The following is a 13,131-nucleotide window of genomic DNA, read 5'->3' on the forward strand; positions in this document are numbered from 1 at the left end:
AAAAAATAGCGCGTTGAAAATGCGCTATTTTGGTGCAATATTTTTAACTTACGTGCACTATTAACTCTCTTGAGGCTGCGCCTTAGGTAGTACAAGGTTGAGTACAATGCCTAAAATAGCGCATAAACTTACGCCCTCTAAACTAAATTGGCTACCACCTATATGCATACCGCCAATACCGCACACCAAAATAAGTGCAACAATACTTAAGTTACGTGGTGCTGTTAAATCATCGCCCGACTTAACTAACGTATTTAAACCCACTACAGCAATAGAGCCAAAAAGTAGAATCATAATGCCACCCATTACAGGTACAGGTATAGTCTGTAAGCCAGATCCCATTTTAGCAACAAAGGCTAAAATAATGGCGATAATGGCTGTCCACATCATTACTTTAGGATTGAAGTTTTTGGTAAGCATAACAGCTCCCGTTACCTCTGAGTAAGTTGTGTTAGGCGGGCCGCCAAATAATGATGCAGCAGACGTCGCAAGGCCGTCACCAAACAAAGTACGGTGAAGCCCAGGCTTTTTCAAAAAGTCTTTATTGGTCACTTGGCTTATAGCCATCATATCGCCAATGTGCTCAATTGCAGGTGCTATTGCTACAGGCACCATAAACAAAATAGCCTGCCATTTAAACTCAGGCCATGTGAAGTTTGGTACAGCAAACCACTGTGCGTTAGTTACTGCGTCAAATTGCACAACGTCCATTGCAAGCGATAAACAATAACCCGCAACAACCCCTGCCAGAATAGGTATAAGCTTAAATACGCCTTTTCCCCACACTGCAAAAATAAGCGTAACCACTAACGAGAACAACGAAATATAAATAGCGCTGTTGTAATCAATAATTTGAATACTGCCGTCGCCACTTTTACCCATCGCCATATTTACAGCAACAGGTGCAAGCGCTAAACCAATAACCATAATTACAGGGCCTACAACCACAGGCGGTAAAATTTTATGAAGCGTTGCAACGCCCTTAAACTTTACTAATAAACTTAAAAGCATATAAGCAAAGCCGGCCACCATTAAGCCGCCCATAGTGGCTGGCACGCCCCACATTTGCACAGCGGCAATAATGGGTGCAATAAAAGCAAACGATGAAGCTAAAAATATAGGCACTTGGCCTTTAGTCACTACCTGAAACAGCAAAGTACCAATGCCAGCGGTAAAAAGCGCAACATTAGGATCCAAGCCCGTTAAAAGTGGCACTAATACCAGCGCACCAAATGCTACAAACAGCATTTGCGCGCCCGTTAAAATAGTTTTTATTGAAAAGGTGTCATTATTTTGCACTTAAAGACTCCTAAACAGTACCGAATATTTTGTCGCCCGCATCGCCTAAACCAGGGATAATATAGCCCTTTTCGTTTAAGTGGCTATCTACAGAGGCTGTAAATATTTCTACGTCGGGATGTGCTGTAAGTGTTTTTTCCACACCTTCTGGTGCAGCTACTAATACAATTACTTTGATTTCTTTACAGCCTGCTTTTTTAAGCATATCGATTGTAGCAATCATTGAGCCACCTGTTGCAAGCATAGGGTCAATAACTAAGCTTAAGCGCTCATCAATATTACCAACGAGCTTTTCAAAATATGGTACTGGTTCTAGTGTTTCTTCGTTACGTTCAAGACCAACAACACTTACTTTAGCCGCTGGTAATAACTGCATAACACCGTCCATCATGCCAAGACCAGCGCGTAAAATAGGCACTACGGTAATTTTTTTACCTTTAATATGCTCTACTTTTAATTTATTGCCATCCCAGCCTGTAATTTCGTTATCTTCTAACTGTAGGTTTTTAGTTGCTTCGTAAGTTAATAAGGTTCCAACTTCAGAACATAATTCACGAAAGCTTTTAGTACTAATACCATGCGCTCGCATTAGGCCTAGTTTATGTTGAACAAGAGGGTGAGAAATAACGTGAATTGCCATGATATAAACCTACTGATACAAGAATTTGCAGTATTTTATATTAAAAAAGGTCATTTGACCTGTAGTTTTAAAGAGATTTTCATACATCGTGCCAAAATGTATTGTTTTGCTTGATATTTATGCAAGCAATCAACCCGTTGTGTTTATTAAATGTTACTCGCTAACCAGCTGTTTACTTGCTGTTGCATATAACTATTTATTTTTTGGTGCTCGGGGCTCCAGCCAGCTAAAAATCGATAAAAGTCAGCCCATGCAGCAGGCCATAAAGCGAGCCAATCGTCAGCTATTTTACCTGCTGGTGCTGTAGGATGATAAGTTGTAATAGCAGCCTTTAAATTATCAAAATAATACGCAAGATACTCATCAGCGCACTCGTGTAATTGTGCATCACTTAAGCAACTGGTCATAAAATACATTACATCAATTATCCCAGAACCTGCACCTATATACTGAAAATCATAACCGAGTATTTCATCGCGCTCATTTGCTGCAAAGTTAGCAAGTTTTGCATCGCCATGAATCAGCGTTTTATACGCACAACTTTGTAGCTGCTCATCTATTTTATGTGCAGCATTTTTAATATCGGACTTTTCATTTTCGCTTGTTTTTAATTTATTAAACTCATCTGGTCGCGTGCTTAAATGCCAATAATTGCCTTGCTGCCATAACCCATTAGCGGGTTCACTTAAGTTAAACGCATGAAAGTGCGCAAGCCACTTTAATATAGCTTTAACATGTTGTGCCCCTGCTTGAGCAAACCCATGTTTGGTGAAATCCTTAAACACCAGCGCGTATTCATCGTCTTTATTAATTGCGCTTATACATTCAATACTTTGCGCATGTTTTGGTAAGTGCTGGCTATAAAGCTTATAAAAAGTGTATTCAACACTATATGAGTGCTGCTTTCTTTTAAGCGCAAATTCGCTTTGTTTAATTTTAGGATGGTGTATATAACTGGGTATTTTAATCGCTTTAATAACACATGGCTTATCATCAAGCTGGCACTGCACAATATTGCCACACCCACTCCAAAGTGATGTAAGCGTATCGCCAATTTCAATGTGTTTAAAGTGAGGTTGTAATAAAGGAAGATAAAATGCCATAGCTATATTAAGTAATTAAGTTTTTTGTAGTTTAACATTAGTGGACGTTTTTAATAAAACTAAGGCATAAGAAAGCTCCACTTGGTTTTATACAAGTTTGTATGTAAATAGTGGCCAAAATCACTATGCCACAACACTTTGATTTTGAAATTAACTGGATAAAACCATGTCTTCCTAGGTTGAGTATATTTAGGCATTTTAGCCTCTTCAAAGTGATGAGGAGGTGTCCACTAAAACGGGTGAGGAGCAATGTCCTGCTTGAATGGTTTGTTATGTAACCTTTATACCACTTTCCTCAAAAAACTTTTCTAATTTACTTTTATTAATGTTTGATAGAAAAGCAAAAGATCTAAAGGTAATACCGACTTTAGATTTAAAGTCTATTAGGTGACCCAGCGGACCAAGATTATAGGAGCGTATTTCTTGAAGTGAATCAAGTGCAATGTCATCTTTAAAAAAGCCATAACCGTAAAAGTACAACCTATTTTGATGAATTTGAAAAACAGGCTTACTTAAAGCTCTAATAGACCAAACCCAAAGGATAAAACCAACACCAAATAAAATAATCAAAGTAAAATCTAAACGATAGTTAAGCAAGCTAAGTAATAATTCATCATCGCTCCTATTACGAGCCTCTAAGAAATAAACACCTAAAAAGGTTCCTATCGGAACTCCAGGTATTACCCAGATGTACATCAAGAATGCTTTCCACATTGGATAATGTTCTGTGGACGAGTTTCTCCAGAATTTCACGATTCTTCCTTGGTTACATAACTTTTAAATAAGGGGCGCAGGCATGTGGGCTAAAATCCGAACGAAGTGAGCAGCCCACATGTTTGTGCCCCAGCCCGCGCAGCGGGCGAACTTAATTTTTTTGTTATACGTTTGATTGAACAAAAAACTGCCTCATGCCAGTGCTATAGAACACATAGTACGCCCAAACAGCTATTATTGCCCCACCTATTACAACCCCAGTTAAAGAATAAAAAGACATGAAGGCAATAATAGATGCCCAGTATAAAAAAGTACCAACACGGCCAGCCCAGTGTTTATTCACTGAAGCAAAGCAAATTGCAATGATTAGTATGCTAAATAACAGAAAGCCGGGCGCCATACCTGTTAACCAAAATTCTTGATAAGTAAGGCTGCGCCCATTCAACGAATACTCTCCGTTTGGCCAAGGCCAGAAAGCAAAAAGCACCATCAGTGAATATGTAATTGAGTTGAGCATATGCTGAAACCGGAATAACTTTGGCATCCCTTTCGTTTCTTTGAATACTCTCATGAATTTATTAAAAATCATCCTTGATGCCTGTTCGACGTATAACGATTCGAATATGCGGCGCGCGCTGTTTGCGCGTCGCGCCATAATTTGTTTGTTATATGCAAATTACTCAACAGCCTCAGTAGTATTGTTTTGATTAATGTCATTTTTTAACACTAGAATGGCAATATAAATTAAACCGAGTGGCGGAATAAATGCTAATAGCACGCCTATAAATGTAGCTATTTTAGGTGTGCTAGTTTTACGTTTAGCCAAATAATAACTAAGGACACCGATAACGATCCCAGAGATAAATATTATCTCTCCTAATAGTGTTGCATTGATATTCATACGCGATTCTCCTTTTGCATATAACGCCCATTTAAGAGGCTTTTAATTGTTAGTTACAATGTGAAGCGAAGCGGAAAAAGTCCTGCTTGAATGGCTTGTATGGATAATAAACCCATAAATTAATTAATACTTTAACCTAGTTCGGGTAATGTGAGGCCCAAGCTTTGGCTGCAACCAAAGCCTTTTATACAGTAGTTCGATTGATTGAACGCTCCTCTATTGAGAGACCGATAACAAGAAAGGACGCTGTATAAACTCCAAGCATTAAACTCGGATAGTCAACGGGGCCTCGAGCCCGAATCGCAAGGCAGAGTCAGCTTATTATGAATACACTCAATAAGCAAAATGAAATTAACGTCGGTGTCGATACAGGTAAAACTCAACTCGATATTTACATCCGACCGTTAGATATATATTTCACCGTAGAAAACAATGACGGCGGCATTAAACACGCTATAAAAACACTAAAAAAGCACCCAATAACGCGTGTTACTATTGAAGCAACTGGGCGCCTCGAACACCCCTTTATTATGGCGTGTGCTCAAGCGAATATCCCTTTCGTTGTTGCTAATCCCGTTAATATTAAACGTTTCGCAGGCGCTATTGGCCAAAAAGCAAAAACAGATAAACTTGATGCGCAACTCATCGCTCATTTTGGTGAAGCAATAAAGCCACCACTCTCTTCTTTAAAGCCAGAGCAGATGCGCTTGATGAGTGATTTACTTTCTAGAAGAAGGCAGTTAATGGATATGCAAACGATGGAGAAAAATCGTTCACAAATAATGCCAAAAACAATATCATCACTAATAAAACCTATCCTAACGGCATTAAAAAATCAGATTGACAAAGTAGATTTGAAACTACAAAAACTCATCAAAGAATGTGACGAATATAAGGTCAAGAATGACATTATTCAAAGTGTGCCTGGCGTTGGTAATGTTGTCGCGTTTAACTTACTTAGTGACATGCCTGAGCTTGGGTGTGTAAACAATAAAGAGGCTGCATCACTGGTTGGTGTTGCACCATTTAATCGAGAAAGTGGTGCTTATCAGGGTAAACGGATGATACGAGGTGCAGCTAAACTGGACAGCCACTCTAATTGAACAAACAAAATGTTGCCATAAAATTTAATTTGTAGGCTAATAATATATCTTTTATCGACAGGTTATTTTTATTTCAGCTAAACTGGACAGCCACTCTAATTGAACAAACAAAATGTTGCCATAAAATTTAATTTGTAGGCTAATAATATATCTTTTATCGACAGGTTATTTTTATTTCATTCATCAAATAAGTCACTAGCGCTCTTAATCTAAATTGCACGCATGAAAATGACTGCATGGTGCAGTTGTGATTTTTTACTGAATAGTTTTACTGAGTAGTTTAAATTTTATGCCAGTAGCTTTTCGCAGTTACTGATATTCGTTCGCCGCTTTCGGTTTAAGTTTTCACAATAACCTTCTTGTGAGACTGGTCTGCCCACTGCGCCATGAAATACGCGCGTAAATTGGGTTGTAAGCTTTAACCAGTTTTCTGCAGATATATTCACCCTTTCTAGTAAAGGCAAGTGTGTACTTTCAATATACCCTCGCTTATTTTCTCGTATACAACGTCCTGTTAATTCAACAAGTTCAAGGTACGATTTAAGCTCAAACGGCAGACCTTTTGGCATTATTTGACGTGGCATGCCTGAAAAGCGCTGTAGTTTTTTTGGTTGTTTACCATCCTTTGCATACGTTAAACGCTGTTTGATGCTGGTATGGCCTGAATCCTCTGGAGTGTTAGCCATTTTAGCTCTAATGGGATTTAAATCGACATAGGCCATACAGGCCGCAAGTGCTGCCTCATCTAGTAATGCCTGCGATTTGAATCTACCCTCCCAGAACCGTCCAGTGCAGTGATCTTCTTTATTTGCTCTGCGAGCAATGTCTTCATTTAATAGCCGCATAAACCAGCTGATACTTGATAGGCGCTCTCGGTATTGCTTTACTGTTTGATTAAAAAAGATAAGTTCAACTTTACTTAGCTTTTCATCCTGTATGTATTTTTGCGTAAGTACGGTCCCTTTACAAAGTTTATGCCAACGGATAATAATCGCTTTATCATTTAGCCTATTCGCTTTTTTATCATCAACATACAGTACTAAATGGGTATGATTACTCATTACGGCATAAGCACATACATCAATACAAAATATTTTTGCTAATACGAGCAACCTATCTTCAACCCAGCCTCGTCGATGCCCATAAGATTGACCAGTTAAACGGTCTTCACCACATAAAAATGCACGGCGCACGCAACGCGAAATACAGTGATAGTATTTTGTATCAACCAAACTTACTTGACGCTTTCTTGCGATTGCCATAAGACACCCTGCACATTTTTTGCACTAAACAAAGGCTAGCCTTTAATTTTAAAAAATGCAAAATTTAGGATGGATGTCTTGTTTATTCAATGTATTCAATGCTCTATTTTCGATAATGAAATTAGATTCTTCCCATGTACCTACAAATAACTCAAACCAAACTGTATTCCAAATTGCATTGCTAAATAAGCAATGCCTAGCCAAAGTAACACCTTGTTTATTCACTAAAGTGAAATTAACATCCATACCGCCAACTTTATGATTCAACTCGGTTATTGCTCTCAAGCTCCTTGCTTTATTCCACTTTGTCGTTTTTTTATATTCGCGTTTTAGCTCAAAATTACTCTCTAAAACTTGTTTAGAGACTGTTCTTATAACTTCAGATACCTGATCGGACAGTTCAAATCTTTTGCAAAGCACGAGCAAGGAATCTCTTACATAAAATAGAGATCGTTCATTTTTATCCTGTTCGGGAAGTTTTTTGAATTCGCTAAAATCAAAATCGCATCGACGATAAATTGCTATTCCATCTGTAGATGCTTCAGTAAAGTTTTCACCTTCGAAGGGACCAAGATAAATATTTAACTTAGATATCCCGTAAAAATCGAACTTGTTGGGTAAAAGGGTGAAAATATATCCCGCAAGTTTTCCCAATAAGCCATCAAATACCGATTTTGAGCTAATTTCTCTTCGCTATGTTTTCCAGCGTTAATTAGTTGTACGTCTCGGAATATCATTGGTTACCTAACTTTAAGCTAAGGGGCGCAGATGCGTGGGGCATAATGGCGAAGCCGCCCCGCGTATAGGCGTCCCTGCGACCAGAGGGAGCGAGCTTGAGCGTTTTGTTAGAAGTGCCATGCTACCAACCCTCCAAATGTGTACCAACTTCTTTGCCTTTTTCGAGGTCATCCTTTGCAAGGTAGCCAAATTTGTTATGCTCATTTCGCATACTTAGCCTATGAAATGTAATGCAAAAAAGTAAATATACAAACCAGAAAAAGAATAATAATCCACTAAACAATAGTGACTTTTCTACTAAGTCTAAGCCATCCCTAAAAAATACAATCGGAATTCCAATTAGGGCAACAAGCCAAGAAATATGTAAAAAAGAGACTTTTGCAGCGGTCTTTAAAATAGTGCAGTTGTAATAAGACATTTGCAGATCCTTCTGGCACTTCTAACGCCACCTTAAGCGGCAAAAAATTGTTTGCCAAAATGTTGAACGAAGTGAAAACAGCAAACTGTTTTTTGTCCGTTTAAAGGTCTTGTTAGCCATATTAAACGGCTTGCTGCTCTTTAAACCATGGGCTATTTACATTGTCACGCCAAGCACACCAACCCCTAGGAAGGTCAGAAAACTGTTCTATTAGCTTATGATGCTCATAAAAACACCCAAAGCAAGCAACTACAATATCTTCTGTTGTCGTACCACATAAGAACTGCCAGTCACCATCTTCATCATGTACGATAAAAACAATAGGATACTGTTCGTGTACTACAAGTTTAGTTGTGTACACTTGCGAAGAACTAGACTCTTTAAATGGCCATTCATTTTGATTAAAGTTATGATTATGACTCATGAGTACCTTATATGGCTAACGCCCTGTTAAGGGGCTGATAATTGTTGGCTAAAATGTGTAGCGAAGCGAAACCGAGCCAACTGTTAGCAGTCCCGCTTGAACAGCTTGTTATGCGTCTTTTTGCCATGGCAATTGAAGATATAGCAACGTCGTACACGCAAAAATTAATATTGTAAAAAATTTGGCTAACCTTATATTTATTTCAGTTGAACCAAGAGCTACTGCAATAAAATAAAGTACTAACACAGAAAATGAAATAGCAAATGCGAAAACAAGTGAGCAAAGGTATTTATTTAAGTTTGATAGTTTTAATTTTGTATAAGCGAAAACACCAATTAAAAGTGTTGGTATAAAAGTTAACAACACTAAAGGTGCGGTTGGATCTTCAATTTCACCTTCTTGGAGTTCATCGATTGTTATTTTTATGATTAATCCAAGTAGCACAATTCCAACGAATTTAAACGTGACTTTTAAGTTTGACCAAAATTTAGATTTGAATTCATAGGTCAATTAGAAACTCCATTTTATCGAGACGCATAACGCCTCATTAAGAGGAAATTTATAGTTGGCTAAAATGTTGAACGCAGTGAAAACAGCCAACTGTAAATTTTCCTGCTTTAATGACTTGTTATGTGTACTTTACACTTAACCTTTTTTAAACACGCTTAATAACTGCCTAAATAATACAGGACTCATCGCCCGAATCCATGCAAAACCAACAATAGTAAAAGGCACAGAAAACGTAAATAATATAAGAGTTACTGTTTTCCTAAACTGAGATTCATCAAATAGAATATTGTTGTTATAAATAGCACCTAACATAAAGCCCATTAATAGCATCAAAGCAATTAACCATTTAGATATTTTCAGCTCGTTGTATAAAGTTTTATGAGAACCAGTTTTCTTTAAATATAAAAAAGTTCCTACATGCAACAAACCAAAAAACGTTGATAAGATTAAAAACACTTCGAATTTAACAGTAGACTCCTTTGTACACATAACGCCCCAATAAGAGGCTAAAAATTGTTTGCTAGAATGTGAAGCGAAGCGGAACCAAGCAAACTGTTTTTAGTCCTGCTTGATTGGCTTGTTAAGTTCACATTCACTGGTTTCGATTAGTAAAATGCGTTTAGGGTACAGACCTAACTCATGATCATAAAACTGAGAAGGCATTTCTTCATAACTTGTTAGGTGTCCCATTTCGCTTATCCAACCCCAAGGGTTTTCATACACCTTAGGCACATCTCCCATTTTATTACGGGTATTATTTGAAAATGCAATATTTGGACAAACTGCTAAACACCTTAAAGGAACTGTCTCAGGAAACGCGTGAATTTTTTCAAAAGTACGAAAACCTCGTTTAGAAAGTGCAGTTTTAACGTTTTTTAAAGGCGTGACAGTACATCCAAATTTAGGGATATCAAGAGGTAATGGACAGTTCCAGCTCTTAGGATACTCAGAATGTTTCAAGTGATTATAAAACGCATATATTGGAATCGCTTTATTAGCTTTAGCATAAGCTTCTAATATTTCATGTTGTGCTCTGGCATTACTACCTTTACCCACCACATGATTTAACGACGCATACCTGCCTGTTTTCAAATCCAGCTTTTTTGCTTGAACAGCATAGCGTAAATATCCTTGCTTTCTGTTGCCTATCCACCACTCCCAGTCTGTTCCTTTCAGTTTTTCTTTATCTTTAGGTGTTTGGATAATTTTAATGTTTGATAATTTTTGAGAAGCTAAATATAACAACAAATTGTCTGTTAATGTTTCTTCGCCTTGATTTATACCAAACTGTATAGAGTTGTCTAAACGATTCCAAACATCGTCACAAACAATATTAAGGTGATGATCTAGCACTGAACCTCCTTGTGAACTTAACGCCTCAATAAGAGGCTAAATATAGTGGGCAAAATGGAGCGGAGCGAACAGCCCGCTGTATTTAGTCCTGCTTAATTGCCTTGTTAGCTGTGTGAGACAAACGTTTGCGGTTTACCGCTGTAACTTACTAATAAGACGATATATTATTTTAAATACACTTTACTTAAAAGTTTACGCGAAGAAAACAACGAAAAGCATTTAACGTTAAGTAAATTATAATTAGGGATAGTTGAAGTGAAACGTAAAACCTTTTACTAAAAACCAATCCCTGATTTATACAAACTGAATAAGACTGCTAACGCTCCGCATAAATGGCGGATAACAGTTGGCTAACCTTAGCGAAGAATGAGCGCCAGCCAACTGTTAGGCGTCCATTTTAATGCGTTTGTTATGTATTAAACGCACCTATCTAAAATACCGTTTGAATAACACTGGGCAAAGAAATTTAGAATGTTCAATATCAGGTAAACTGTTACCAGGATGAGAGCAATAACTAAATACTGAATCAACAAAGTAAGCAAGATCTATAAGGTATTTATTAGCTTTTTTAGAGTGAAGAGCTTTACTTACTCGAATCTTTTTTAAGTCAGCTAAATCATTTTTATCAACTCGAAATTGGCCAAAATAAGGATCGTTAGAGTAAAATTCGATACGAAAAGCCTCACCTTCCAAAATATACTCGATATCATGGAATTTCTTCCATGATATATAACCAGCATTATATTTTTTAGCTAGAGTAATACCTTTTTCTAAATTACCACTGCTTCTATATTTGACCAGTTTTTTGCAGCAAGCTAATAGGTATTTCTTTATTTGCTTTTGTTTAAACGGGTCAGCGTTTAATTGCTCAAGCCTATTCAATATATCCATATTCAAAGTAATACATAACGCCTTGCTAAGAGGAAAATAATGGTTGGTTATAATCGCGAAGCGATGGCCAACTGTTATTTTTCCTTTTAAGCAACTTGTTAGCATTATTTACTCTGTAGTTGAATATGTCGTACCTTCTAATAAACCTTTATTAGATAAAGTGACTTCAAATCTCTTAAACAAAGCAAAAAAATCTACAACAGGCATGTCAATACGGATTTCCTTAACATTTAAGTTATCTTTGGTTGCCTCAATCATTTCTGGAATATTGCTATAACCATTTAAGCCCGAAACAATAAACTTAACACTAACAGGATCTCTGTGAGTTCCATGATTTTCACCAGCCCACATAGAAATACCTAGAACATACTCACCTTTAGTAATGTGTCCTTGGTCTTCTAACCATTTACTAGCATGCTCCATATCAGCTTTATCTGCTGCGGCACTACCTATTAGATCGTTGTATTGTACTGATGCTTTAAAAGTTTCCATTTTACTTCCTTTGTGATGTTGATAAATATTATTGGAATCGAGAATCTCGATAATGCTAACAATTTAATAGTGCGCTCATCGCGCATATTTCTGCCAACGATACGCTCATGTATTTTATAAATCATTTTTACCAAATAACTTAACACATTGCTATATATAATTTTTATTAGCATTCAAACTCTCAATAAAAGAGAAAATGCGCTCGCCGCTCATTTTCTTGAATATGTGTGCATCACAACTATACTGTATATAAAAACAGCGCCATTATTGGTAATAGTATGAAAACACGTTCCCCATTTTTAAATTATATAGCCGATTATATGTTAGTACGTCAGTATTCATTACGCACCGTAGATACCTACCTAAGATGGATTGCATCTTATATCCATTTTCATAATAAACGCCATCCCGCCTCAATGGGGGACAATGAAGTCGAACGCTACTTAGAACATTTAGTGTTAAAGCAAAACGTTGCACCACGTACGCAAGCCACCGCACTCAATTCATTGTCATTTTTATACAAGCACATAATAAAAAAAGAACTCTCATTAAATTTAAATTTTGCCCGTAGTAAAAAACAAGCAAAGCTCCCTGTAGTGATGACCCCAGAGGAAGTTAAAATGTTGATGGCTCATTTAAATAAGCGCTATTATTTAATTGCAGCCCTTATGTATGGAAGTGGCTTAAGAGTAATGGAAGCGGTGCAATTAAGAGTAAAAGATATTGATTTTGATTATAAATGCATTCAAGTATGGAATGGAAAAGGTAATAAACACCGCATTGTTACGCTGGCCACAGAGCTAATTCCTATGCTGAGAAATCAAATTTTGAACGTTGATGACTATTTAAAACTGGATTTAAATAATACTAAATATTCTGGCGTATGGATGCCATATGCTTTAACAAAAAAATATCCAAGTGCCGCAAAATCGCTTGCGTGGCAATATTTATTTCCTTCTCATATATTAAGTTCAGATCCTCAAAGTGGTGAAATAAGGCGACATCATTTTCATCACTCTTGTATTAGAAAAGAGATTAAAAAAGCCGTCCAAAAATCAGGGTTAACAAAAATAATAACACCTCATACATTAAGACACTCATTCGCTACGCACTTGCTGCAAAATGGCGCCGATATAAGAACTGTTCAAGCTCAGCTTGGCCATTCTGATGTTAAAACTACACAAATTTATACCCATGTACTACAACAAGGTGCTAATGGTGTTATTAGCCCTTTTTCAAGATTATAAGCGTCTCTTTTTAATCCTCTAAGCATACATACTCAC

At 37.1% G+C, this 13,131-nt stretch carries 16 protein-coding genes and 1 pseudogene; 2 read left to right on the plus strand and 15 right to left on the minus strand.

The features are described from left to right. Positions 1 to 60: 60 nt before the first annotated feature. The 6 genes from H5122_RS07835 to H5122_RS07860 all read right to left on the minus strand — a co-directional run bounded on the left by H5122_RS07835 (position 61) and on the right by H5122_RS07860 (position 4,657). Positions 61 to 1,299 (minus strand): uracil-xanthine permease family protein, encoded by a 1,239-nt coding sequence (locus tag H5122_RS07835; protein ID WP_182681634.1) that lies wholly within the window; start codon positions 1,297 to 1,299, stop codon positions 61 to 63. A 10-nt stretch (positions 1,300 to 1,309) separates the two neighbouring features. Next, a complete protein-coding gene (upp, locus tag H5122_RS07840) occupies positions 1,310 to 1,939 on the minus strand; it encodes a uracil phosphoribosyltransferase (RefSeq protein WP_002958676.1) in 630 nt (209 codons plus the stop codon). A 146-nt stretch (positions 1,940 to 2,085) separates the two neighbouring features. Next, on the minus strand, positions 2,086 to 3,042 hold the full coding sequence (locus H5122_RS07845) for a phosphotransferase (protein ID WP_182681633.1): 957 nt from the start codon (positions 3,040 to 3,042) through the stop codon (positions 2,086 to 2,088). A gap of 270 nt (positions 3,043 to 3,312) precedes the next feature. Further along, the gene (locus H5122_RS07850) at positions 3,313 to 3,756 is read right to left on the minus strand and encodes a hypothetical protein (RefSeq protein WP_121955211.1); all 444 of its coding nucleotides are present in this window, start codon (positions 3,754 to 3,756) and stop codon (positions 3,313 to 3,315) included. A gap of 163 nt (positions 3,757 to 3,919) precedes the next feature. Then, positions 3,920 to 4,345 (minus strand): hypothetical protein, encoded by a 426-nt coding sequence (locus tag H5122_RS07855; protein WP_024591716.1) that lies wholly within the window; start codon positions 4,343 to 4,345, stop codon positions 3,920 to 3,922. 87 nt (positions 4,346 to 4,432) lie between these two features. Further along, entirely contained in the window at positions 4,433 to 4,657 is a 225-nt protein-coding gene (locus H5122_RS07860) for a hypothetical protein (protein WP_024591715.1), read from the minus strand. Between the two features lie 323 nt (positions 4,658 to 4,980). On the opposite strand from H5122_RS07860, the pseudogene H5122_RS07865 reads away from it, so the two are divergent. Further along, positions 4,981 to 5,730, plus strand: a pseudogene (locus H5122_RS07865) (IS110 family transposase); the annotation flags it as partial. Positions 5,731 to 6,047: 317 nt separating this feature from the next. Here H5122_RS07865 and H5122_RS07870 read toward each other — a convergent pair. The 9 genes from H5122_RS07870 to H5122_RS07910 all read right to left on the minus strand — a co-directional run bounded on the left by H5122_RS07870 (position 6,048) and on the right by H5122_RS07910 (position 11,848). Beyond that, entirely contained in the window at positions 6,048 to 7,022 is a 975-nt protein-coding gene (locus H5122_RS07870; protein WP_182681632.1) for a transposase, read from the minus strand. 48 nt (positions 7,023 to 7,070) lie between these two features. Next, entirely contained in the window at positions 7,071 to 7,676 is a 606-nt protein-coding gene (locus tag H5122_RS07875; RefSeq protein WP_182681631.1) for a hypothetical protein, read from the minus strand. Positions 7,677 to 7,881: 205 nt separating this feature from the next. Further along, entirely contained in the window at positions 7,882 to 8,178 is a 297-nt protein-coding gene (locus H5122_RS07880; RefSeq protein WP_182671165.1) for a hypothetical protein, read from the minus strand. 121 nt (positions 8,179 to 8,299) lie between these two features. Next, positions 8,300 to 8,602, minus strand: a complete 303-nt coding sequence (locus H5122_RS07885; RefSeq protein WP_182681630.1) for a hypothetical protein — start codon at positions 8,600 to 8,602, stop codon at positions 8,300 to 8,302. Between the two features lie 108 nt (positions 8,603 to 8,710). Then, the gene (locus H5122_RS07890) at positions 8,711 to 9,112 is read right to left on the minus strand and encodes a hypothetical protein (RefSeq protein ID WP_182671164.1); all 402 of its coding nucleotides are present in this window, start codon (positions 9,110 to 9,112) and stop codon (positions 8,711 to 8,713) included. 135 nt (positions 9,113 to 9,247) lie between these two features. After that, the gene (locus H5122_RS07895; RefSeq protein WP_182681629.1) at positions 9,248 to 9,601 is read right to left on the minus strand and encodes a hypothetical protein; all 354 of its coding nucleotides are present in this window, start codon (positions 9,599 to 9,601) and stop codon (positions 9,248 to 9,250) included. A gap of 69 nt (positions 9,602 to 9,670) precedes the next feature. Then, on the minus strand, positions 9,671 to 10,465 hold the full coding sequence (locus H5122_RS20100; protein ID WP_220487754.1) for a DUF6615 family protein: 795 nt from the start codon (positions 10,463 to 10,465) through the stop codon (positions 9,671 to 9,673). Between the two features lie 426 nt (positions 10,466 to 10,891). Continuing rightward, positions 10,892 to 11,461, minus strand: coding sequence for a hypothetical protein (locus tag H5122_RS07905; protein ID WP_182681628.1), 570 nt, complete (start codon positions 11,459 to 11,461; stop codon positions 10,892 to 10,894). A gap of 3 nt (positions 11,462 to 11,464) precedes the next feature. Then, positions 11,465 to 11,848, minus strand: coding sequence for a hypothetical protein (locus H5122_RS07910; RefSeq protein WP_182681627.1), 384 nt, complete (start codon positions 11,846 to 11,848; stop codon positions 11,465 to 11,467). 278 nt (positions 11,849 to 12,126) lie between these two features. Here H5122_RS07910 and H5122_RS07915 point away from each other — a divergent pair, with 278 nt between their 5' ends. Continuing rightward, on the plus strand, positions 12,127 to 13,095 hold the full coding sequence (locus tag H5122_RS07915; RefSeq protein ID WP_182681626.1) for an integron integrase: 969 nt from the start codon (positions 12,127 to 12,129) through the stop codon (positions 13,093 to 13,095). Positions 13,096 to 13,131: the final 36 nt, after the last annotated feature.

This window comes from Pseudoalteromonas sp. SG43-8 (genome assembly GCF_014164245.1).
In the GTDB taxonomy this organism is placed as follows: domain Bacteria; phylum Pseudomonadota; class Gammaproteobacteria; order Enterobacterales; family Alteromonadaceae; genus Pseudoalteromonas; species Pseudoalteromonas distincta.

Excerpts from the sequence above, each read along its gene's own strand:
- H5122_RS07860 (WP_024591715.1), bottom strand. The coding sequence starts at position 4,657 with ATGAATATCAATGCAACACTATTAGGAGAGATAATATTTATCTCTGGG.
- H5122_RS07880 (WP_182671165.1), bottom strand. The coding sequence starts at position 8,178 with ATGTCTTATTACAACTGCACTATTTTAAAGACCGCTGCAAAAGTCTCT.
- H5122_RS07855 (WP_024591716.1), bottom strand. The coding sequence starts at position 4,345 with ATGATTTTTAATAAATTCATGAGAGTATTCAAAGAAACGAAAGGGATG.
- H5122_RS07905 (WP_182681628.1), bottom strand. The coding sequence starts at position 11,461 with ATGCTAACAAGTTGCTTAAAAGGAAAAATAACAGTTGGCCATCGCTTC.
- upp (WP_002958676.1), bottom strand. The coding sequence starts at position 1,939 with ATGGCAATTCACGTTATTTCTCACCCTCTTGTTCAACATAAACTAGGC.
- H5122_RS07895 (WP_182681629.1), bottom strand. The coding sequence starts at position 9,601 with ATGTGTACAAAGGAGTCTACTGTTAAATTCGAAGTGTTTTTAATCTTA.
- H5122_RS07850 (WP_121955211.1), bottom strand. The coding sequence starts at position 3,756 with ATGTGGAAAGCATTCTTGATGTACATCTGGGTAATACCTGGAGTTCCG.
- H5122_RS07885 (WP_182681630.1), bottom strand. The coding sequence starts at position 8,602 with ATGAGTCATAATCATAACTTTAATCAAAATGAATGGCCATTTAAAGAG.
- H5122_RS07845 (WP_182681633.1), bottom strand. The coding sequence starts at position 3,042 with ATGGCATTTTATCTTCCTTTATTACAACCTCACTTTAAACACATTGAA.
- H5122_RS07870 (WP_182681632.1), bottom strand. The coding sequence starts at position 7,022 with ATGGCAATCGCAAGAAAGCGTCAAGTAAGTTTGGTTGATACAAAATAC.
- H5122_RS07915 (WP_182681626.1), top strand. The coding sequence starts at position 12,127 with ATGAAAACACGTTCCCCATTTTTAAATTATATAGCCGATTATATGTTA.
- H5122_RS07910 (WP_182681627.1), bottom strand. The coding sequence starts at position 11,848 with ATGGAAACTTTTAAAGCATCAGTACAATACAACGATCTAATAGGTAGT.